Raw genomic sequence first — 18,913 nt, forward strand, 5'->3', positions numbered from 1 at the left:
TTGGCTTTGAAATTATAAATCTAAAACATTAAAAACGGGGATAATTTTCTCTAGTTCTTTGGAACCCTTTAAGCTTTCTAAATTGATGATAAAGCAGACTTCTATGCAAGTAGCGCCTCCTTTTTGAATAAGATTTGCAGCTGCATAAGCTGTTCCACCTGTTGCAATGAGATCATCAATAAGTAATACTTTTGGTGTGTGCTCTAAATTTTCATTTTTGAAAGCATCAATGTGGATTTCTATTTCGCTAAAGCCATATTCTAGCGAATATTTTTCAGAGATAGTGGTGTAGGGCAGTTTGCCTTTTTTTGCGAATAGGCACAAAGCCAACACCCAAAGAATGTGCAAGGGCAGCTCCAAAGATAAATCCACGGCTTTCAATTCCTGCAATGTAATCTAAATTGTATTTTTGATAGCGTTTTGTCAAAAAGTCCATTAAGAGATTAAAGGCTTCTTTGTTGTTTAATAATGTAGTGATGTCGCGAAAAATGATTCCAGGTTGTGGAAAATCCTTTATTTCTCGGATAGAATCTAAAAGTATATTTTTTTCTTGTTGTGTGAGTTCCATTTTTTTCCTTATTTATTAGAGTAGAGCTTCAATTTTTTGTTCTAAGTCTTTAATTTTGCTTTTGTATTTTTCAGTTTCAACGCGGTATTGAGAGTTGCGTTGTTTAAGAGTTTTAACTTCATTTCTTAAGGCGGTAATTTCATCTGTTAGAATATCAATATTACCTAAAGCCCTTTGAAGTTGGAGTTGGTGTTTGCGTATAAGAATCTCTGCTTCTTGTAAGGTAAGCTTCATTATGGCACTATTTTTTTCTTCTTTTTGTGCGACACTTTTATAAAAGAAAGTCTTAACAATCATAAATAAAACAAAGAGAATAAAAGCGGTTAAAAAAAGCCATTGTGCGAATTGTGCCATTGTTTTCCTTATTGTAATTTCTCTACTCTTTGGGTGTGCCTACCACCTTCAAATTCTCCTTTGATGAAGCTTTGTAAGATGCACTCTGCCATGCCTAATCCAACTACTCTAGCTCCCAAACAAAGCACATTGGCATCGTTATGTGCTCTAGCCATTGTTGCTCCATAGGGTTCATTACAAAGTGCAGCACGAATCCCTTTATGTCTATTAGCAGCAATACTCATTCCAATTCCACTGCCACATATTAAAATCCCAAGACTTTGGGGAGTGGCTAAAACCTCTTGGCAAAGTAGATTGGCAAAATCAGGATAATCCACACGATCATTATTGACAGGTCCAAGATTGGTAACTTCATATCCCATTTTTTCTAAGATTTGAATAAGGGATTCTTTGAGTTCAAATCCTGCGTGATCACTAGCGATAAAAAACTTCATTTTTTTCTCCTTATAAGAGCCATTGTAAGATAAAATTAACAGGCATTGAGAGTATTGCAGAAAGCGGGGTGCTTAGGATAAGAATCAAAACAATCATACCTACTATGGGGTGGATTTTATTAAAGATTCTTGCAAAAAAATCATTTTTGAAAACTAAACCAAGGTATGCCAAGGCATTAGAACCATCTAGGGGTGGAATGGGTAAGAGATTAAAAATAGCTAGAATGATATTATAAATAATGAGTTGCAAAAAGAAAAAGAGAATTAAAGCATAAGGTAATTGGGGATTTGAAAAATATTCAAAAAATCCACTCAAGATTCCACCATTAAAAGCATAAAAGAAAGAGACAGCTAAAAACGCAAGGGCTAGATTGTATAAGATTCCTGCTAATGAAACTAATAAAGCCGCAAAATATCCGCCTTGATAAATCACCCTATCCATTCTAACCGGCACAGGTTTTGCCCAACCAAACAAAAAGGGTGCATTGGCTATAAAGAGTAAAGAAGGAATCAAAATAGAACCTACCAAGTCAATATGCACTATAGGATTTAAGCTTAGTCTTCCAGCCATTTTTGCGGTATTATCCCCACATTTATAAGCTACATATCCGTGCATAATCTCATGTCCAATAATGGCTAATAAAAGTGCTATTATCATTAAAGGAATAGTGTAGAGAGAGGGCAAATCAAGCATAATTATTGATTATCCTGCATTTTCTTTTCGAGAGATTCAATGCTTTTGCCAATTCTATCCCAACGGACATTAAAATTATCATCCCAACTAAAATAAATAAACCAAGGTTTGCCAATCACATAGCGATAAGCCACACTTCCCCAGAATCTAGAATCGCTTGAGTTGTTGCGATTATCCCCCATCATAAAAAACTCATCTTCGGCAATTTTGGCATAAAAGCCCAATTCATCATTTTCTAAAAAGATAGGCTCCATAGCAATTCCTTGTGTATTTTGCAATAGCACAAAAGAATCAACTCCGCTTTTATCATAATGCACTCCAGGGTGCTTTTGGAGATAGGGATCATAAATGAAAGTTTTGCCCCCATATTGTAAGGTTTTTGTTGGATTTTGGCTATAAGGATTCTCTTCTTTGAAATGCACCCATAAGCCTTCTTTGGTGTAAATTACCTCATCTCCGCCCACTGCAACATTACGCTTTACAAAGTGAATCTTTGGGTCTAAAGGATAGCGGAATATCACAATATCTCCCCTTTTGGGGCGTTCCCCTTCAATTAAATGTCCATTATTGTTAAAATCAGGCAGGATCTTGACTTCAATCCAAGGAATGGTTGGAGTTGGAATGCCATAAGCATATTTTTTGACAAATAAATTATCTCCAATTAGCATTGTATTAAGCATACTTCCACTTGGGATAACAAAAGCTTGTGCGACAAAGAAAATAACAGCCAAAACAATAATGATTGTCCCTGTCCAACTATTAATAAAATGATAAATTTTGTTGAGAAATTTCATTTTGTCTCTTTTTGTGCTCTAAGTTTGGCTGCTTTGATAGTGTTTTGCAAGAGTGATGCAATTGTCATAGGTCCTACCCCTCCAGGAACGGGCGTAATGTAACTACATTTTGGTGCAACATTATCAAAATCCACATCCCCTACAATTTTTCCATTTTCAAGCTTTGTGATTCCTATATCCACTACAATGGCACCTTCTTTGACCATATCTTGTGTAATGAGATTTGGTTTTCCAACACCTACACATAAAATATCTGCTTTTTTGGTATGCTCTGCAAGGTTTTGTGTGTAAATATGGCAAAGCGTGATAGTAGCATTTTTGTTTAAAAAGAGTGCGCCAAGGGGTTTGCCTACAATGTTGCTAGCCCCAACAATAACGACATTTTTGCCCTCAATAGGAATCTTATAATGTTCAAGTAAAGTAATCACTCCCATAGGTGTTGCAGGGATAAACCCATCAAGATTAGCAAAAACTCTGCCCATATTAAAAGGGTGGAATCCATCAACATCTTTTTTGGGAGAAATGGCTTCTAGAATCGCAGTGGTGTTGATATGTTTTGGGAGAGGGAGTTGAACTAAGATTCCATCAATATTTGGATTTTCATTCATCATTGAGATGGTTTGTAAGAGTGCTTCTTCTGTAATGCTCTCTGGCATTTTGTGGGTGGTGGAATAGATTCCTGTTTGGCTACAAGCTTTAGCTTTCATATTAACATAGCTTTGTGATGCGGGATCATCCCCAACTAAAATCACGGCTAATCCCGGTGTGATTTGTTGTTTGCTAAGCTCTTGAACTTCCTGCTTGATAGTGTGTTGAATCTCTAAGGCAAGTGCCTTCCCATCTAAAATTTGCATTAATGCCCTTTAAAAAGTTATTTTGATATTATAACAAAAAAGTTTTGATACAAAAGAGTTTTTGTGTTTTTGAGCGAGGTTTGCCAATTTTGAAGCGATTTGGATTAGGATTGATAGTTTGGATGAGTTTGAGCAAAGCGTGTTTGTTTGCGGAGGATAGTTTTATTACCCAAGTTGAATATGGTAAAATGCTTTATGAAAATCCGCGTGGAATTGGCTGTGTGAATTGCCACGGAGAAAAGGGCGAGGGAAGATTGATTGCACATTATTCCCATAAAAATAAAGATAGGGAGCTTAAGGGAGTTAGAATCAATCATCTTGGATTCCAAGAGTTTTTAAAAAGTTTACAAGAATCAAAAAAGGTAATGCCTAAATATTATCTAACAAAAAGTGAGATTCAAGCTATTTATCAGTATTTGCAGTCAAAAAAGGGAAACAAGGGAAGTTAATGGATAAGATTTTAGAAAATTATCAAGAAATTTCAAAAAGTTTTGAAATTTTAAAGCAATATCATAATGTTGTAACTATTTTTGGGAGTGCTAGAATTGATTCAGCGCATAAAGGCTACAAAAAAATTCAAAAACTTGCCTGCAAGCTTGGGGAAATGGGGTATTCGATTATGACAGGGGGCGGTCCTGGCATAATGGAAGCAGCAAATAAAGGGCTATTGCAAGCTAAAGAGAAGAATCCGCAAATCGTTTCTATTGGATTAAATATTCAACTTCCTCATGAACAACATATGAATCCTTATGTGGAAGTGCCACTAGTTTTTGAGAATTTCTTTAGTCGAAAGCTTGTTTTTAGTCATAATTCTACAGCTTTTATTGTTGCAATGGGTGGCTTTGGAACTTTAGATGAGTTGAGTGAAGTTTTGGTGCAGATTTCAACAGGGAAGCACAAAAAAATCCCCATTATTTTATATGGCAGAGATTATTGGAAGGGTTTGATTAAATGGTTTAAAAATAGGCTTTTAAAAGAAGGAATGATTTCTAAAGAAGAGTTAGCGCTTTTGAGTTTTGCTGATTCTCCTAAAGAAGTTTTAAAGATTCTAAAAAAACAAAAAATTGATTAAGGATTCAAGCTTAGCATAATTTTATAAATTAAATATTTAAGATTCTATAGAGGAGAAAATAAGAGTAATGGCAAAAATGCAACTTAAAAGATCTGAAATTAAGATTCTGGGTTTAAGTTCACTTGGTGGAATGTTGGAGTTTTATGATTTTATTATTTTTGTGTTTTTTACTAATGTGATTTCTAGTCTCTTTTTTCCTAGCACTCTTAGTCCTTTTTGGACAACGATGAATACTTATGGGGCTTTTGCAGCAGGATATTTTGCAAGACCATTAGGTGGGATTATTATGGCACATTTTGGGGATAAAATTGGGCGTAAAAAGATGTTCATGCTCTCTATTTTGCTTATGGTGATTCCGACTTTTGCACTTGGACTTATGCCGACTTTTGAGAGTATTGGTTATGCAGCCCCTATTATTTTGTTAATTGTAAGAATTTTGCAGGGAATCGCTATTGGCGGTGAGCTTCCTGGTGCGTGGGTTTTTGTCTATGAGCATAGCAATCAGCATTCTTTGGGATTCCATTTGGGGGTTTTTACTAGTGCGGTTGTTTCTGGAATCTTGCTTGGTAGCATTGTTACTTTAGCGGTTAATATGAGCTTTACTCAAGAAGAGATTAAAGAATATGCGTGGCGAATACCCTTTATTCTTGGAGGAATTTTTGGAATTATTTCGTTATTTTTGCGTAAATTTTTAAATGAAACTCCGGTGTTTCAAGAAATTTTAGCGTTAAGGCAAACACAAAATTTTCCTATCAAAGAAGTTTTTAAAACTTCACAATTGGGAGTTGTAAAATCTTTTTTTAGCACTTGGATTTTAACGGGATGTGTTGTCATATCTGTGCTTTTAACGCCCAATCTTTTAAGCAAGGTGTTTGAGCTCTCTCCTATTTCAAAGGTGGTGTATCAAGTTGTTGCCATATTTTTTCTAGCTTCGGGTAATGTTTTTGCTGGGGTATTAAGCGATAAGATTGGAATCAAAAATGCAAGTGTAATATTTGGTGCAGCGTTAATGGGATTTGCTTTGTGTTTTTATTATATGCTTGGCTATGGAAAGGAGTTAGTGCAATATTTTGATGTGATATTGCTCTTGTATTACCTTATGGCATTTAGTGCTGGATTAATGGTTTTTACACCCATTATTATGGTGCAGAGTTTCCAACCTTCTATAAGGTATAGTGGTATTTCTTTTGCCTATAATCTCTCTTATGCACTTTTTGGGGGATTAACTCCTATCTTTTTTGCGTGGGCTACGGAAAGTGGGGGAATTTTGTATCTTGGTTATTATATGATGCTTTTAGGAATCTTAGCAATCCTAATTGGGAGAGTGCATAAAGGATAGAATTCTAATTGACTATTTTAGCAAAAGATTGTATCAAAGGGAAAAAGGTGTGGTTTATGTGGCTTTTTATCAAAGTCCTGTGGGTAAAATTAAACTTGTAAGCAAGGATAATAAGCTCCTTGAGATGAAATTTTTAAATCAAGATACAAACTTATTGCCTATAAAGGAAATTTGTGAAAAATGTGATGAGGTTGTTTTGCGTCAAACAAGGGAATGGCTTGATGAATATTTTAGCGGTAAAAGTCCTAAGTCTAAAGAAATTTCGTTAAATCCGAGTGGAAGCAAGTTTGCTAAAGTGGTGTGGGAGTTGCTTTTAAAGATTCCTTATGGGAGGGTTTGCACATATGGTGAGTTGGCAAAGGAAGTTGCAAGAATTACGCATAAGAATAAAATGTCAGCTCAGGCAATTGGCGGTGCGCTTAAACGGAATCCTATTCCTATTATTATTCCTTGTCATAGGGTGATTGGGGCTAATGGAAAGCTTACAGGTTATGCTGGAGGCATCAAGAGAAAGATTGCATTGCTAGAGTGTGAAAAGGCAGATATGGTAAATTTATATCACTTTGAGTAAGGTTAGAGAGTTATTGTATTGAACTATTTTTGAAATTTTAATTTAGAGATTCTTGCTAAGATTTAATGTTTATAATTTTGTTGATATAAGGGAAAGTAATTAAAAAACTGCTCCTCTTCCCCAAATCAAAGAGGAGCAAAACTTAAATAATAAAGAGTCAAAAATTCTTTGAGGAAAGTTCCTCTAGCTAAAATATTATTTAGCTAACCCATCATAAGTGGGTATTTGTATTATAGCATATTATTAATAATGTAATAGAGAAAATCATTTTGCAGTGAATTACCCACCTGCTTTAGCAGGTAGGTAATTCACATTGTTTGTTATCTTTAGAAGTTTTGTTATTTTCCTTTGTTTCTAAGCAAAAAGCTTCTCATTTTCATCTATGAAAATAGGATTACCATTTTTATCTTTGCTAATTGGAATTAATTCGCAAATATCATAGCTGTGATTTTTTTGATATATTCTAATTGCTTTTTTATATCTTCATCGGACAACTCTATTTTTTGTTAATATCTGGAATTATCAAAGCTTCTTCTATTTTATAGTTTTGGGATTCCATTTTGTCTCCTTTCTGTCTAAATAGGTTTAAAAGCCTTGGTACTCCAATTTCTCCTGCAAACCCCCCCCCCTGAAATGTCATCAGGAGAATCTTCATCTCCATAACTGCCAAGCCACCCATCAACCGCATCAATATTTACTCTATAGCCGACTAAAATATCTTTTGCCATTGTGTGTCCTTTATGCTTTCCACTAAGGCAAGGTTTAAATCTTTTAGATAAGGAATTTCTTTCCGTTGGATTTGGCATTCTTGTAAATTAATAGTTTTTATAATGACTTGATTATTCTTTTTTGCTCTTTTTAAAACTGAATCTTTAGGATTGATAATTTGTGAATTTCCTGCAAAACTTATTTTTTGACTTCTAAGGATTTCTGTTCCTTGTAGGCTTAGGATTCTTGCGCCTTCACTAAAGCCTATTTCATAGCAGATTTGTAATCCTACCTTGACTTTAAAAGAGTCAAAATCAAGTGAAAATGGGGTATTCTTGCCCCTTTTAAAGCGTGATGTCTCTGCACCCCAAAGATAAATTTTGCAATATTTTCCAACAATTCCTTTTGAGTCCATAATGAAAGCTGTATCATAGAGAGTATTATTTTGACAATCTTTTTCTGCTACACAACCAACAAGGTAGATCTTGTATTTTTTCAAAGGTTATAGAGAGTTTTTAATGTGTGAGATTGTGTGGAATGATTATTTTGAAAATTTTCTAAAGGATTTGCAAATTTTTCATCTTCATTCTCTATGCAATACCCATTATCAAAATGAGATCAAATAACTATAACATATATTCTTGCTAAAAAGAGACAAAAAATACAAAAATATGCAGTATTTGTTACAAAAGATAACATTTTGTTTTTTGGTATATTTTGATGAAACTTGTAGAATCTCTATTTTTAGGGAAAAAGATTGATATGGATTAAGAGGGAATATTTTCTATATAAAAATTTGTATAAAACAATGAAGTATTTTTGTGATTTTGTTACATTTATTTATAGGCGTATAGCAGTATAATATCTTTGTAAGCTTATATGAAGGAGGATGAGTTGAGTATTCATCGTAGAGATTTTTTGAAGGGTGTTGGGATAAGCTCTGTTGCATTAAGTATGCCTGGCACTCTTGGGGCTTTTAGTGGCAAAATTGAGGGGGAATCAGAGTTTGTGCCAAGTATTTGTGAAATGTGTAGCACACGCTGTCCTATTGAAGCAAGGGTGGATGATGGAAGTAAGGTCTTTATTCAAGGGAATCCGTATTCCATTGCTACAGGAGGTGCGGTTTGTGCGAGGGGTGGTTCTGGGGTAAGTCAGCTTTATGATCCAAATCGTCTTGTTAATCCTATTATGCGTGTAGGAGAACGAGGGGAGGGTAAATGGAAAGAAGTGAGTTGGGAGGAAGCGTATGATTATATCGCCAAAAAGCTCAACGAAATTAAAGAAAAATATGGAGCACATACGGTCGCTTTTGCTTCAAAAACTGGACCAGAACAAACTTTTTTAAATCAGTTTGCTTATGCTTATGGTAGTCCTAATATTTTTGATCATGGCAATACTTGTCCATCAGGCTATACCACGGCGTTGATGAGTGTGTATGGTAATGGTGGAGTAAGCCGAGATTTTGCAAATTGTAAGTTTATGTTGAATTTTGGACATAATGTTTATGAGGGTATGGTGATTAGCTATGCTAGAGGTGTTACACAGGCTTTAGAAAATGGTTGTAAGTTGGTTTCGCTTGATCCTAGATTTTCCGTTTTATCTTCTAAAGCAAGCGAGTGGATTCCAATTCGTCCTGGCGGGGATACAGCTTTTATGATCGCGTTTTTGCATACTTTGATTTTTGAAGAGCTTTATGATAAAAAGTTTGTAGAAAAATATACAACGGGCTTTGATAAACTTAAAGAAAGCATTAAGGGCTACACTCCTGAAAAAATGGCAAAAGAATGTGATATTCCAGCTGATAAAATTATCGCGCTTACTAGAGAGTGTGCTAGTTATGCACCTCATTGTATGGTGGATTTTGGTCATAGAGCAACTTTCACACCTGAAGAGATTGAATTTAGGCGATCTATAGCTATTGCTAATGCTTTGCTTGGTAATATGGAGGTTAAGGGTGGATTGTATTTTCCTAAGGGAGCAGCTTTATACAATAAAATTGCAGGAGAAAAGGTAGCACCCATTATTAAAGGTTCGATTCTGCCAAAAATTCCAGAACCAAATTATCCACGCATTGATTTTGTTGATGTTAAAGAAGGAGAATTTAGTAAGATTCCTAAAAATCGTGGTGTTTATAGTAAAGTTTATGAATGTATTTTAAGTGGAAATCCTTATGCACTAAAAGGTGTATTTATCACGCGTTCTAATCCTGTAATGACGGTTGCAGGAGCGGATTCTGTGGTGGAGGCTATTAAGAAGCTTGATTTGTTTGTGTGCGTGGATGTATATCTTTCTGATACAGCACAATATGCAGATATTATTTTGCCTGAATCGACTTATTTGGAAAGAGATGAGCAATTTTTGGCAAATAATGGCAAGAATCCGGGTTATCAAGTGCGACAAAAGGTTGTCAAAACCATAGGCAACACTAAGCCATCTTGGCAGATTTATTTAGAATTAGCACAAAAAATGGGCTATGGTGAGGCATTCCCTTATAAAGATATTGAAGATTTTAGAATGAAGCAAGGCTATGAGTATCCAGAAGCAATGTTTGAACTCAAGCAAAAAGGGCTTGTAAGTTATGGGATTCCATTATTAGCAAGGGATCAAGAAAGCATTAAGAAATTTGTAGAGAAATATCCTAATTCTAAACAATTTTTGGATTCTGATAGTGAATTTGCAGAATTTTTGAAATGCAATACTAAAAGTGGGAAAATTGAGCTTTTTGATGAGACATTAGAAAAAGCTTGTAATCGTGGTGGTTTGACTTATAGGAATCCAAATTTAAAAGGTGATGGCGATTTTTATTTCATACAAGGAAAGACTGCTGTGCATACTAATGGACATACCGCAAATGTCCCTTGGCTTAATACGCTAATGAATGACAATGCCGTATGGCTTAACCAAAAAGTGGCTAAAAAAATGAATCTTAAAAAAGGTGATAAGATTAGAATTACTAGCCCATATGGTTCGCAAATTGGAAGTGTATTACCCACCATTGGAATAAGAGAAGACACTATTTTTGCATATTTTGGATTTGGGCATACAAGCAAACACAATGAGATTTCTTATGGCAAGGGTTTGAGTGCTGGACATTTGTTAAAAAATACTATTTCGCCAGTAGCTGGAAATAATGTGCATACTATTGGCGTGAAAATTGAAAAAGTTTAGGGGGTAAAAATGGCTAAATATGCGATGATTCACGATTCAGTTAAGTGCATTGGTTGTCAGGGTTGCACCATTGCATGTAGGAGTGAAAATGCGGTGCCTGATGGATTTTTTAGGCTTAAAGTAAAGATGGATGGACCTCACGGAGTTTTTCCTAACCTTTCTTTTAATTATGTGCGACATTCTTGTGAAATGTGTGAGCATACGCCTTGTGTTACAGTGTGTCCAACACACGCTTCATTTATGGATGAAGATGGGATTGTGGATATTGATGCTAATAAATGTGTGGGTTGTTTATATTGTGTAGTGGCTTGTCCATATAATGCGCGTTATGTCAATCCTAAAACCAATGTGCCAGATAAATGTAATTTTTGCAAACACACGCATTTAAAGCAATATGGTGAGCCTGCTTGTGTGGCAGTTTGTCCGACTGATGCGTTGATTTTTGGGGATTTAGATGATCCAAGCAGTCCAATTTTTAATATTTTATCCACTAAGCCTTTTATTACAAACAAACCGCATTTGGGAACAAAGCCAAAATTGTTTGTGATTCCAAATAACAAAGGAGGTATTGAGCTATGAATGAGATTTGGGGACCGGAGAATCCGGCTATTGTGTGGCATTGGTTAATCGCAGTTTATTTGTTTTTAGCGGGGTTATCAAGTGGGGCGATGATTACAGCTTTGAGTGTTGAGTGGATGAATCCGCAAAAAAAGGCTCCTTGGGACGCATTTGAGAGGGCAGGGGTTCTTATTGCTCCTTTGAGTATCATTTTGGGCTTAGTGCTTTTGATTTTTGATTTGACTAAGCCTTTAAATTTTTATCGATTGCTCATAACTTACAACTTAAGTTCAGTTATGTCTTTGGGGGTTTTATTACTTTTGTTTTATACTCCACTCTCTGTTATTTATGCTATTATGCGATATAGAGGTGCTTTGGAGAGAAGCTTTGTGGGTGGATTAATAAGGGCGTTTAGTGGAATCTTGGATTGGCTTGAATCACATTCACTTTGGTTTGGACGCTTGGTGTTTGCTTTGGCTGGTGGAGTGGGTGTTTATACTGGATTCTTGCTTTCTGCAGTGCAGACATTTCCGCTTTATAATAGCCCAATTTTACCAATTTTATTTCTTGCAAGTGGTTTGTCAAGTGGGATTGCGGCTTGCATTTGTGTGGGATTATTATTTTTTGAAAAGGAAGTTTCACAAAGCACAACCAAATATTTACTTACAATGGATTTGCGTGTAATTCCTATTGAATCTTTATTAATTTTTGCACTTTTTGTGGGATTGTATTTCCAAGGTGGAGAGAAAGCAATAGCAGCGGTTACTGCATTAAGCGTAGGGACTTGGGCGTGGGTATTTTGGCTTGGAGTGATTGGATTTAGCGTTGTGATTCCTAGTGTGATTGCCCTAACAGCACTTAAAAATCACGCCTATAAAGTGAATTTTATTTTGCTTAATGCTTTTTCAATTATGATTGGTGTTTTTGCTTTAAGAATGTATATTTTATATGCAGGGCAATTGCATTTGGGGGTATTTTAATTCCCCTGTTTGGCTTAAGATTTAAGGGTGTTTTGGATTGCTTTGGCACAATTCCAAGCACTTGCCCAAGCAAAAGCAAGATTATAGCCACCTCTATTTCCTACAATATCTAGCATTTCTCCGATGATATAAAGATTTTTTAATTTTTGACATTCAAAGCTTGTTGTGTTAATTTCTTTGGCACTAACTCCGCCTCCGCTAACTTCAGCATTGTCAAATCCATATAGGCTAGGAGAATCTAAAGTCAAATTTTTTAAGGCATAGAGTGTTTGCTTGATGGTTTTGGTGTTGGTGAGTTGAAGTTTTAGATTTTGGGTTAAATGCAAGGCGAGTTTGGGGTGGAGCAATCCGCTTAGCAGTTCAGTTGCATTTTTATTGGGATAGGCTTTGATGAGATTTAAAAAAATATTTTCAAGTGATTTTGTGGAAAAAGTGGGAAGTAAATCTAGTAAAATCTTTGGATTTTTGGCTTGGTAGAGATAGGATGAAGTGTCTAAAACCCCAAAGCCAGAAATGCCATAGTTGGTAAATAATAAATCATTATAGGTTTGATAAAGGGCTTTGTTGGCTTCCATTAAAGTAATATTGGCTTTTAGTTTTATTCCGCTTAGGTTTTGGAGTTTGGGTGAAATAACTTTGAGTGGGACTAAGGAAGGATAGGTTGGCAGAATCTCTAAATTAAGGGATTTGGCTAACTTCAAACCTTTGTCACTTCCGCCAAGCTTAGGCATAGCCTCACTACCACAAGCTAGAATCACATGCGTAAAAGCATAAATGTCTTTTGGGCTTTGAAGGCAGTAAGAATGGGTGGTTTGATTAATATTTAGAATCTCTTCTTCCAATTTTAAAGTAATTGATTCTAGTAAGGGTGTAAAAATTTCTAAAACCGATTTTGCACTATTTGAAATGGGATAAACTTTTCCATTTTCTTTAGTTTCTAGGAATAAACCTATTTTTTCACAAAAGTGTTTAAAGGCATTAAAATCAAAATTCTTAAGAATAGTTTGGATTTCTTTTGGGGAGAAGCTTGAGCTTTGATAGCAAGAGGGGTTTAAAGATTGGTTATGAATGTTGCAATGACCATTTCCTGTTGCTAGGAGTTTTTTGCCGAGTATTTTATTTTTATCAAAAAGGTAAATAGGGATTTTAAGTGAGGCAAGTTGGATTGCACAGAAAATTCCACTTGCCCCTGCCCCAATGATGGCAATTTTTGGAGTTATTGGAAACTCCCATAAGACATTAATTTTTGATAGCGAGTTTGAAGATAGTTAGTGTCGCTTTTGATCTCTTCTAGGGTGTTTAAAAAATATTCTTTAATGGCATTAGCAGCACCTTCTTTATCTCTGTGTGCGCCAATAATGGGTTCTTTGATAATTGAATCAATGAGACCTGCATTTTTTAGATCTTCGGGAGTGATTTTAAGTGCTTGTGTGGCGTTTTCTATTTTGCTTGGATCATTCCATAAAATTGCCGCACAGCCCTCTGGAGAGATTACGCTAAAGACAGAATATTCCATCATTGCTAATCTATCGGCTACCCCAATGGCTAAAGCACCACCACTTCCTCCCTCGCCAATGACAATAGCAATGGTAGGGATTTTGAGTTGGCTAAATTCTTGCAAGTTTTTTGCAATAGCTTCACTTTGTCCTCTTTCTTCTGCACCAATTCCCGGATAGGCACCAGGAGTGTCAATAAACATTAAAAGAGGAATTTGGAACTTTTCTGCCATTTTTGCTGCACGCAATGCCTTTCTGTATCCTTCTGGATTTGGCATTCCAAAGTTTCTTTGGATTTTATTTTTAGTCCCTCTGCCTTTTTCTTCGCCAATAATCATAACTTTTTGTTCTTCGATTTTTCCTAAAAAGCAAACAATGGCATTATCATCGCTAAAATGTCTATCGCCGTGAATCTCGATAGAATCTTTTAAAATTAAATGGATATAATCCATTGCATAGGGTCTATCAGGATGCCTTGCAAGTTGGAGTTTTTGGTAATCTGAAAGATGAGAATAGACTTTATCGACTTCTTTTTCCAAGTCTTTTTTGAGAATCTCTATGGCGTGCATATCGTTTTTTAGTTGAGCAGTTGCAATGTTTTCTTGCAAGGTTTTTATTTTTACTTCAAAGTCTAAATAGGTAGCCACTTGCTTTTACACTCTCTTAAAAATAACGACACCATTGGTTCCACCAAAACCAAAGGAATTGCTCATAATGGCATCTATTTTTGCTTCTCTTGCCGTGTTTGGTATATAGTCTAGATCGCAATCAGGATCTTTTGTGGTTTGGTTAATAGTTGGAGGTAGGATACCTTTTTGCATCGCCATAATTGAAATGACTGCCTCTAATCCACCAGCTGCACCTAAGCAATGCCCGATTTGTCCTTTTGTGGAGCTAACAGGTGGAACAGATCCGTTAAAGACTTTTTTAAGTGCTAGAGTTTCGTAATAATCGTTGTATTTGGTGCTAGTTCCGTGAGCATTGATATAATCAATTTCTGTATTTGCCATTTTGAGTGCTGCTTTCATAGCCCGATAGGCTCCCTCACCTTCAGGAGCAGGTGTAGTGATGTGGTTTGCATCGCCACTTTCACCAAAGCCAACTAATTCTGCATAGATTTTTGCGCCTCTAGCTTTGGCACTTTCATAGTCTTCTAGCACGAGTGCAGCCGCTCCCTCTCCCATTACAAAACCACTTCTTTCCGCATCAAAAGGGCGTGAAGCTAGTTTGGGCTCATCATTTCTATCACATAGGGCTTTCATTGCCGCAAATCCTCCGATTCCAACTCCACAAATGGCAGATTCAGCAGCGACTACAAGCATTCTATCAGCTTCATTGAGCATAATCGTTTTTCCTGCTTCTATGATTCCGTGTGTTCCTGCTGCACAAGCAGTTACGCTTGCCAAGTTTGGACCTTTGAGAGAAAAATCAATTGAAATAAAACCACCTAGCATATTTACAAGGGCTGAAGGGATGAAGAAAGGAGAGATTCTTTTTGGTCCGCGTTCAAAATTAATCACAGAGTTTTTTTCAATGTTGCCTAGCCCCCCAATTCCAGATGCAGAACTAATTCCAAATCTTTCGCCATCAACTAGTAGATTATTTTGAGAATCAACTAAGCCACTATCTTCCATAGCCTCTCTAGAAGCTTTGATTCCAAGTTGAATAAATCTATCAGCTTTTTTGACTTCTTTTGCATCCATTACACTATTTGGATCAAAATCTGTGATTTCTGCAGCAATCTTTACAGGAAATTCCGATACATCAAAAGAGGAGATTGTTTTAATTCCACATTTTCCTTCAACAATAGCTCTAAAAGAATCCTCTCTGTTTAAGCCCAAAGAATTAATCATTCCTATACCTGTAACTACTACTCTTCGCATTTTTGATCCTTACAATAAATTTTTGTATGCCAAAAGGCATACCTTAGATTATGCTTTTGCTTTTTCGATATAAGCGACAATATCACCCACAGTTGAGATTTTTTCTGCATCTTCATCAGGCACATTAATGTCAAATTTTTCTTCCAATGCCATAACAAGTTCAACCACATCTAAAGAATCAGCACCTAAATCATCTACGAATTTTGATTCTGGCTTCACTTCGCCCTCATTTACATTAAGTTGTTCTACCACAACTGCTTTTACTTCATCGAATAATGCCATTGTATTCTCCTTAAAAAAATCATAAATTGTTATTTTAGCTAAGTTTTTCTTAAAAAAGCAATCTTTACATATATAATCCGCCATTTACCTTTAAAACTTCGCCTGTAATGTAGCTAGAATGTTCAGAAAGCAAGAAAGCAACGGCACCAGCAACTTCTTTACCGCTTCCAAATCTACCAAGCGGAATGTTAGCGGCATAAGCTTGTTTAATTTCTTCTTTTAGTCCCTCTGTCATATCGCTTTGGATAAACCCTGGAGTAATGCAGTTAAAGCGAATAGCCTTGCTCCCGCCTTCTTTGGCAAAAGACTTTGTCATTGCAATCATTCCGCCTTTACTTGCAGCATAGTTGCATTGCCCAACATTACCAATTTCTCCGATAATTGAGGAGATATTAACCACGCTTCCATAACCTTGCTTTCGCATAACCTTTAGAGTCTCTCTGCAGCCAATGAAGCTTGAAGTAAGATTGGCTTCTAAAACCCCATTAAAATCTTCTACTTTCATACGCATAGAGAGCTTATCATTGGTGATTCCAGCATTATTGACAAGATAGCCTAATTCGCCATCACTGCTTAAGATAGCTTCAATGCCTGCAATAAATTCTTCTTCTTTTGTGGCATCAAATCCAATTACAGCCGCCTTTCCTCCATTTGATTCAATTTGGCTTTTAAGTGAATCGGCAAGTTCAGGTTTGGAGCGATAATTAATCCATACTTTTAAGCCCATTTGAGCCAAAAGTTTTGCAATTTCTGCACCAATTCCTTTACTAGCACCCGTAATTAAAACATTTTTTCCACGAAATTCCATTAATATTCCTTAATTGATTGATAATTAGTCGATACTAGAATTATACATAAAATCAAGCATTTTTTACTTCATAGGTTAAAAAGATTTTTTGACTTTTTTTGTAAGGTTTTGTTTGAATCTCTAGTAATCTTAATCCTTGAATCTCCATATTTTCTAAATCTTTAAGAGAAGCAAGGGTTTTTTTAGCACACTCTCTTAGCAAGATTCCGCGATAATGCTTGGCATAATGGCTAACCACCTTACCATTTTTGATAAAGAGCGGTTCATAGATTAGGAATTCTTCAGGCAATTCTAAGCATTTTTGGTAGAATCCAGCGCGTAAATCTAGCACTTCTTTGTCTTTTTTAAGAAATTGCAAGAAAATCTCTTGATTATCGCGATAAAGTTTTTTGGTTTCAAAATTTAAAAATCCTTCGCCTTGTTTTAAATCATAGTATGGAATCTTATCATCAGCTCTTAAGATTCCAAAGAGATTAGAAAAGATTAAAACTCTTTCTTTGAGATAGCTTTGGGATTTTTTATCCAAAGTTTCAAAATCTAAAGCATTATAGGCAACGCCGTTATAACGCAATATAGAATCAAGGAGTGGCGATGTAAAGAGATTTTGTGCTAAGGCAAGTTCTTCTAGGATAATTTGTTTGGCGCCAAAAAGCTTTTGCAGTGAGGATTCATTGCTAGTTTTGAGATAGTGGGTGTATTGCTGTAAAACTGCTTGGAGATTCTGTGCTAAAAAGTTTTTGAAGAATCCCTCTTTGCTTGGGGTTTCAGAAATATGATGAAGGTATTTTTTCTCACTGGGGGAAAATAAAAACCACATTGGATAACTTTTTGGAAGCTAAGAAATGGGAGTTTCTTAGCAGCTATAGGTTGTTAAAAATTCAAATGGATGTGGGCGTCCTTCCCAAGGCCAAATTTCTGTTTCAAATTTATATTTTTTATAAGTTTGGATAAACTCTTCGCTAAAGACATTGCCTTCTTTGAGATAGGCTCTATCAAGCAACATTTCTTCAACGGCGTGGCGTAAAGTGTGTGGGAGCTGCTTGATTCCTTTTTCGCGGATTTCATCAAGTGTGAGTTCAAAAAGATTCACTTCCATAGGTTTTCCCGGATCGCTTTGTTTTTGGATTCCATCGATTCCTGCCATAAGTAGGGAAGCAAAAGCAAGGTAAGGATTGCTAGAGCTATCAGGGAATCTAAATTCCATTCGCTTTGCTTTTTCTCCACTATTGTAAGGGATTCTTATGCTTGCACTGCGGTTTTGTGCAGAATAAGTAAGAATTGATGGTGCTTCAAAACCAGGTATTAAGCGTTTATAGGAATTGGTGCTTGCGTTAGTAAAAGCAGCTAATCCGCGTGCGTGGTTTAATACTCCACCTAAGAAGTGTAGCGCCATTTCACTCAAGCCCTCATAAGCATTTCCTGCAAAGAGGTTTTTGCCTTCTTTCCAAATACTAATGTGTGTGTGCATTCCGCTACCATTGTCATTGTAGAGTGGTTTTGGCATAAAGGTTGCTGTTTTGCCATTAAGATGAGCAACCATTTTGACAACATATTTAAGCTTTTGGACATTATCAGCTGCTTCAAGCATATCGCCAAATTTAACCCCAATTTCGCCTTGTCCTTGGGCAACTTCGTGATGCACTACAAAAGTTTCTAAGCCCACTTGATTAAGCACTTTTACCATTTCAGCACGAATATCTACCATAGAATCCACTGGGGCTACTGGGAAATATCCTCCTTTGGTTCCAGGGCGATGCCCCATATTAACGCCTTCAAATTCTTTATCTCGATTCCATTCCCCCTCTTCTGTATCAATCTCATAATATTGGCAATTTACAGAATCTTTTATCTTAATAGAATCAAAAACAAAAAATTCATTTTCTGGTCCATAATAAGCGACATCCCCGATTCCTGTTTCTTTGAGATATTGCATTGCCCGTTTTACAATGCTTCTAGGACATTTTTCATAGGGCTGATTCTTGTAAATGTCCCACACATCACAAAACACTACCATTGTCGTATCAGCGGTAAATGGATCGATAAAATATCGCACAGGATCAGGGATAAGAATCATATCGGATTTATCTACAGGTTGCCATGCAGGGATAGAACTGCCATCAAAAGGAATACCTTCAAAACTGCTCTCATCAATTGCACTTGCACTAAATGAGAGATGGTGCCAAATTCCCTTAATATCGGTAAAACGGAAATCAATAAATTCAACTTCATTTTCTTTGCATTCTTTAAAAAATTGCGTTATGGCTTGCTTGTCGATTTGTGGTCGTTGCATAGTATTCCCTTCATCAAATTTTTGTGTAATCTTAGCATTTTGAAGTTAAATATTTTGTAA

At 36.0% G+C, this 18,913-nt stretch carries 20 protein-coding genes and 2 pseudogenes; 7 read left to right on the forward strand and 15 right to left on the reverse strand.

Translation table 11 applies throughout. The features are described from left to right. Positions 1-12: 12 nt before the first annotated feature. The 6 genes and pseudogenes from HCAN_RS00225 to folD form a co-directional block, all read right to left on the reverse strand. Positions 13-568 (reverse strand): annotated as a pseudogene (locus HCAN_RS00225) (adenine phosphoribosyltransferase). A 15-nt stretch (positions 569-583) separates the two neighbouring features. After that, positions 584-922, reverse strand: a complete 339-nt coding sequence (locus HCAN_RS00230) for a hypothetical protein (RefSeq protein ID WP_006656128.1) — start codon at positions 920-922, stop codon at positions 584-586. Between the two features lie 8 nt (positions 923-930). Next, positions 931-1,356, reverse strand: a complete 426-nt coding sequence (rpiB, locus tag HCAN_RS00235; protein ID WP_006656127.1) for a ribose 5-phosphate isomerase B — start codon at positions 1,354-1,356, stop codon at positions 931-933. Between the two features lie 10 nt (positions 1,357-1,366). Beyond that, on the reverse strand, positions 1,367-2,050 hold the full coding sequence (locus HCAN_RS00240; RefSeq protein ID WP_006656664.1) for a site-2 protease family protein: 684 nt from the start codon (positions 2,048-2,050) through the stop codon (positions 1,367-1,369). Positions 2,051-2,052: 2 nt separating this feature from the next. After that, complete coding sequence (lepB, locus tag HCAN_RS00245) at positions 2,053-2,844, reverse strand: signal peptidase I (protein WP_006656125.1); 792 nt, start codon at positions 2,842-2,844, stop codon at positions 2,053-2,055. Next, positions 2,841-3,698, reverse strand: coding sequence for a bifunctional methylenetetrahydrofolate dehydrogenase/methenyltetrahydrofolate cyclohydrolase FolD (folD, locus tag HCAN_RS00250; protein ID WP_006656124.1), 858 nt, complete (start codon positions 3,696-3,698; stop codon positions 2,841-2,843). Before folD ends, lepB begins: the two co-directional genes overlap by 4 nt. Before the next feature lie 122 nt (positions 3,699-3,820). Here folD and HCAN_RS00255 point away from each other — a divergent pair, with 122 nt between their 5' ends. The 4 genes from HCAN_RS00255 to HCAN_RS00270 all read left to right on the forward strand — a co-directional run bounded on the left by HCAN_RS00255 (position 3,821) and on the right by HCAN_RS00270 (position 6,680). Then, complete coding sequence (locus HCAN_RS00255; RefSeq protein ID WP_006656123.1) at positions 3,821-4,147, forward strand: c-type cytochrome; 327 nt, start codon at positions 3,821-3,823, stop codon at positions 4,145-4,147. Then, the gene (locus HCAN_RS00260) at positions 4,147-4,770 is read left to right on the forward strand and encodes an LOG family protein (protein ID WP_006656122.1); all 624 of its coding nucleotides are present in this window, start codon (positions 4,147-4,149) and stop codon (positions 4,768-4,770) included. Before HCAN_RS00255 ends, HCAN_RS00260 begins: the two co-directional genes overlap by 1 nt. A 67-nt stretch (positions 4,771-4,837) precedes the next feature. After that, on the forward strand, positions 4,838-6,109 hold the full coding sequence (locus HCAN_RS00265) for an MFS transporter (protein ID WP_006656665.1): 1,272 nt from the start codon (positions 4,838-4,840) through the stop codon (positions 6,107-6,109). A 58-nt stretch (positions 6,110-6,167) separates the two neighbouring features. Continuing rightward, positions 6,168-6,680, forward strand: coding sequence for a methylated-DNA--[protein]-cysteine S-methyltransferase (locus HCAN_RS00270; protein ID WP_237697451.1), 513 nt, complete (start codon positions 6,168-6,170; stop codon positions 6,678-6,680). Between the two features lie 571 nt (positions 6,681-7,251). Here HCAN_RS00270 and HCAN_RS08100 read toward each other — a convergent pair. Then, positions 7,252-7,408, reverse strand: a pseudogene (locus HCAN_RS08100) (polysaccharide deacetylase family protein); the annotation flags it as partial. Further along, complete coding sequence (locus HCAN_RS00275) at positions 7,390-7,887, reverse strand: carbon-nitrogen hydrolase family protein (RefSeq protein ID WP_006656118.1); 498 nt, start codon at positions 7,885-7,887, stop codon at positions 7,390-7,392. The gene HCAN_RS00275 and the pseudogene HCAN_RS08100, both read right to left, overlap by 19 nt. A 395-nt stretch (positions 7,888-8,282) precedes the next feature. Between HCAN_RS00275 and phsA the strand changes: the two genes are divergently transcribed. The 3 genes from phsA to nrfD are packed head-to-tail and all read left to right on the forward strand — an operon-like array spanning position 8,283 to position 12,094. Continuing rightward, positions 8,283-10,556: a thiosulfate reductase PhsA gene (gene phsA / locus HCAN_RS00280; protein ID WP_172617258.1), complete on the forward strand. Its 2,274-nt coding sequence runs from the start codon at positions 8,283-8,285 to the stop codon at positions 10,554-10,556. A 9-nt stretch (positions 10,557-10,565) separates the two neighbouring features. Beyond that, the gene (locus tag HCAN_RS00285) at positions 10,566-11,135 is read left to right on the forward strand and encodes a 4Fe-4S dicluster domain-containing protein (protein ID WP_006656113.1); all 570 of its coding nucleotides are present in this window, start codon (positions 10,566-10,568) and stop codon (positions 11,133-11,135) included. Further along, the gene (gene nrfD, locus HCAN_RS00290) at positions 11,132-12,094 is read left to right on the forward strand and encodes an NrfD/PsrC family molybdoenzyme membrane anchor subunit (protein ID WP_006656112.1); all 963 of its coding nucleotides are present in this window, start codon (positions 11,132-11,134) and stop codon (positions 12,092-12,094) included. Before HCAN_RS00285 ends, nrfD begins: the two co-directional genes overlap by 4 nt. 14 nt (positions 12,095-12,108) lie before the next feature. Here the strand turns inward: nrfD and HCAN_RS00295 are convergent, their stop codons facing one another. The 7 genes from HCAN_RS00295 to glnA form a co-directional block, all read right to left on the reverse strand. Next, the gene (locus HCAN_RS00295; protein WP_309473209.1) at positions 12,109-13,338 is read right to left on the reverse strand and encodes an aminoacetone oxidase family FAD-binding enzyme; all 1,230 of its coding nucleotides are present in this window, start codon (positions 13,336-13,338) and stop codon (positions 12,109-12,111) included. Then, positions 13,311-14,237: an acetyl-CoA carboxylase carboxyl transferase subunit alpha gene (accA, locus tag HCAN_RS00300; protein ID WP_006656110.1), complete on the reverse strand. Its 927-nt coding sequence runs from the start codon at positions 14,235-14,237 to the stop codon at positions 13,311-13,313. Before accA ends, HCAN_RS00295 begins: the two co-directional genes overlap by 28 nt. A gap of 6 nt (positions 14,238-14,243) precedes the next feature. Then, positions 14,244-15,473, reverse strand: coding sequence for a beta-ketoacyl-ACP synthase II (locus HCAN_RS00305; RefSeq protein ID WP_006656109.1), 1,230 nt, complete (start codon positions 15,471-15,473; stop codon positions 14,244-14,246). Positions 15,474-15,521: 48 nt separating this feature from the next. Beyond that, positions 15,522-15,755: an acyl carrier protein gene (gene acpP / locus HCAN_RS00310; RefSeq protein ID WP_006656108.1), complete on the reverse strand. Its 234-nt coding sequence runs from the start codon at positions 15,753-15,755 to the stop codon at positions 15,522-15,524. A gap of 64 nt (positions 15,756-15,819) precedes the next feature. Then, the gene (gene fabG / locus HCAN_RS00315) at positions 15,820-16,563 is read right to left on the reverse strand and encodes a 3-oxoacyl-ACP reductase FabG (protein ID WP_006656107.1); all 744 of its coding nucleotides are present in this window, start codon (positions 16,561-16,563) and stop codon (positions 15,820-15,822) included. A gap of 52 nt (positions 16,564-16,615) precedes the next feature. Further along, positions 16,616-17,380 (reverse strand): YaaA family protein, encoded by a 765-nt coding sequence (locus tag HCAN_RS00320; protein WP_006656106.1) that lies wholly within the window; start codon positions 17,378-17,380, stop codon positions 16,616-16,618. A 36-nt stretch (positions 17,381-17,416) separates the two neighbouring features. Continuing rightward, complete coding sequence (glnA, locus tag HCAN_RS00325; protein ID WP_006656105.1) at positions 17,417-18,853, reverse strand: type I glutamate--ammonia ligase; 1,437 nt, start codon at positions 18,851-18,853, stop codon at positions 17,417-17,419. Between the last annotated feature and the right edge of the window lie 60 nt (positions 18,854-18,913).

It is taken from the genome of Helicobacter canadensis MIT 98-5491 (assembly GCF_000162575.1).
Taxonomy (GTDB): Bacteria; Campylobacterota; Campylobacteria; order Campylobacterales; family Helicobacteraceae; genus Helicobacter_D; species Helicobacter_D canadensis.

What these genes read in the sequence shown, in the direction of transcription:
- HCAN_RS00265 (WP_006656665.1), top strand. Translation starts at nt 4,838, where the DNA reads ATGGCAAAAATGCAACTTAAAAGATCTGAAATTAAGATTCTGGGTTTA.
- acpP (WP_006656108.1), bottom strand. Translation starts at nt 15,755, where the DNA reads ATGGCATTATTCGATGAAGTAAAAGCAGTTGTGGTAGAACAACTTAAT.
- HCAN_RS00255 (WP_006656123.1), top strand. Translation starts at nt 3,821, where the DNA reads ATGAGTTTGAGCAAAGCGTGTTTGTTTGCGGAGGATAGTTTTATTACC.
- HCAN_RS00230 (WP_006656128.1), bottom strand. Translation starts at nt 922, where the DNA reads ATGGCACAATTCGCACAATGGCTTTTTTTAACCGCTTTTATTCTCTTT.
- rpiB (WP_006656127.1), bottom strand. Translation starts at nt 1,356, where the DNA reads ATGAAGTTTTTTATCGCTAGTGATCACGCAGGATTTGAACTCAAAGAA.
- HCAN_RS00260 (WP_006656122.1), top strand. Translation starts at nt 4,147, where the DNA reads ATGGATAAGATTTTAGAAAATTATCAAGAAATTTCAAAAAGTTTTGAA.
- lepB (WP_006656125.1), bottom strand. Translation starts at nt 2,844, where the DNA reads ATGAAATTTCTCAACAAAATTTATCATTTTATTAATAGTTGGACAGGG.
- HCAN_RS00285 (WP_006656113.1), top strand. Translation starts at nt 10,566, where the DNA reads ATGGCTAAATATGCGATGATTCACGATTCAGTTAAGTGCATTGGTTGT.
- glnA (WP_006656105.1), bottom strand. Translation starts at nt 18,853, where the DNA reads ATGCAACGACCACAAATCGACAAGCAAGCCATAACGCAATTTTTTAAA.
- HCAN_RS00320 (WP_006656106.1), bottom strand. Translation starts at nt 17,380, where the DNA reads ATGTGGTTTTTATTTTCCCCCAGTGAGAAAAAATACCTTCATCATATT.
- nrfD (WP_006656112.1), top strand. Translation starts at nt 11,132, where the DNA reads ATGAATGAGATTTGGGGACCGGAGAATCCGGCTATTGTGTGGCATTGG.
- fabG (WP_006656107.1), bottom strand. Translation starts at nt 16,563, where the DNA reads ATGGAATTTCGTGGAAAAAATGTTTTAATTACGGGTGCTAGTAAAGGA.
- HCAN_RS00240 (WP_006656664.1), bottom strand. Translation starts at nt 2,050, where the DNA reads ATGCTTGATTTGCCCTCTCTCTACACTATTCCTTTAATGATAATAGCA.
- HCAN_RS00305 (WP_006656109.1), bottom strand. Translation starts at nt 15,473, where the DNA reads ATGCGAAGAGTAGTAGTTACAGGTATAGGAATGATTAATTCTTTGGGC.
- folD (WP_006656124.1), bottom strand. Translation starts at nt 3,698, where the DNA reads ATGCAAATTTTAGATGGGAAGGCACTTGCCTTAGAGATTCAACACACT.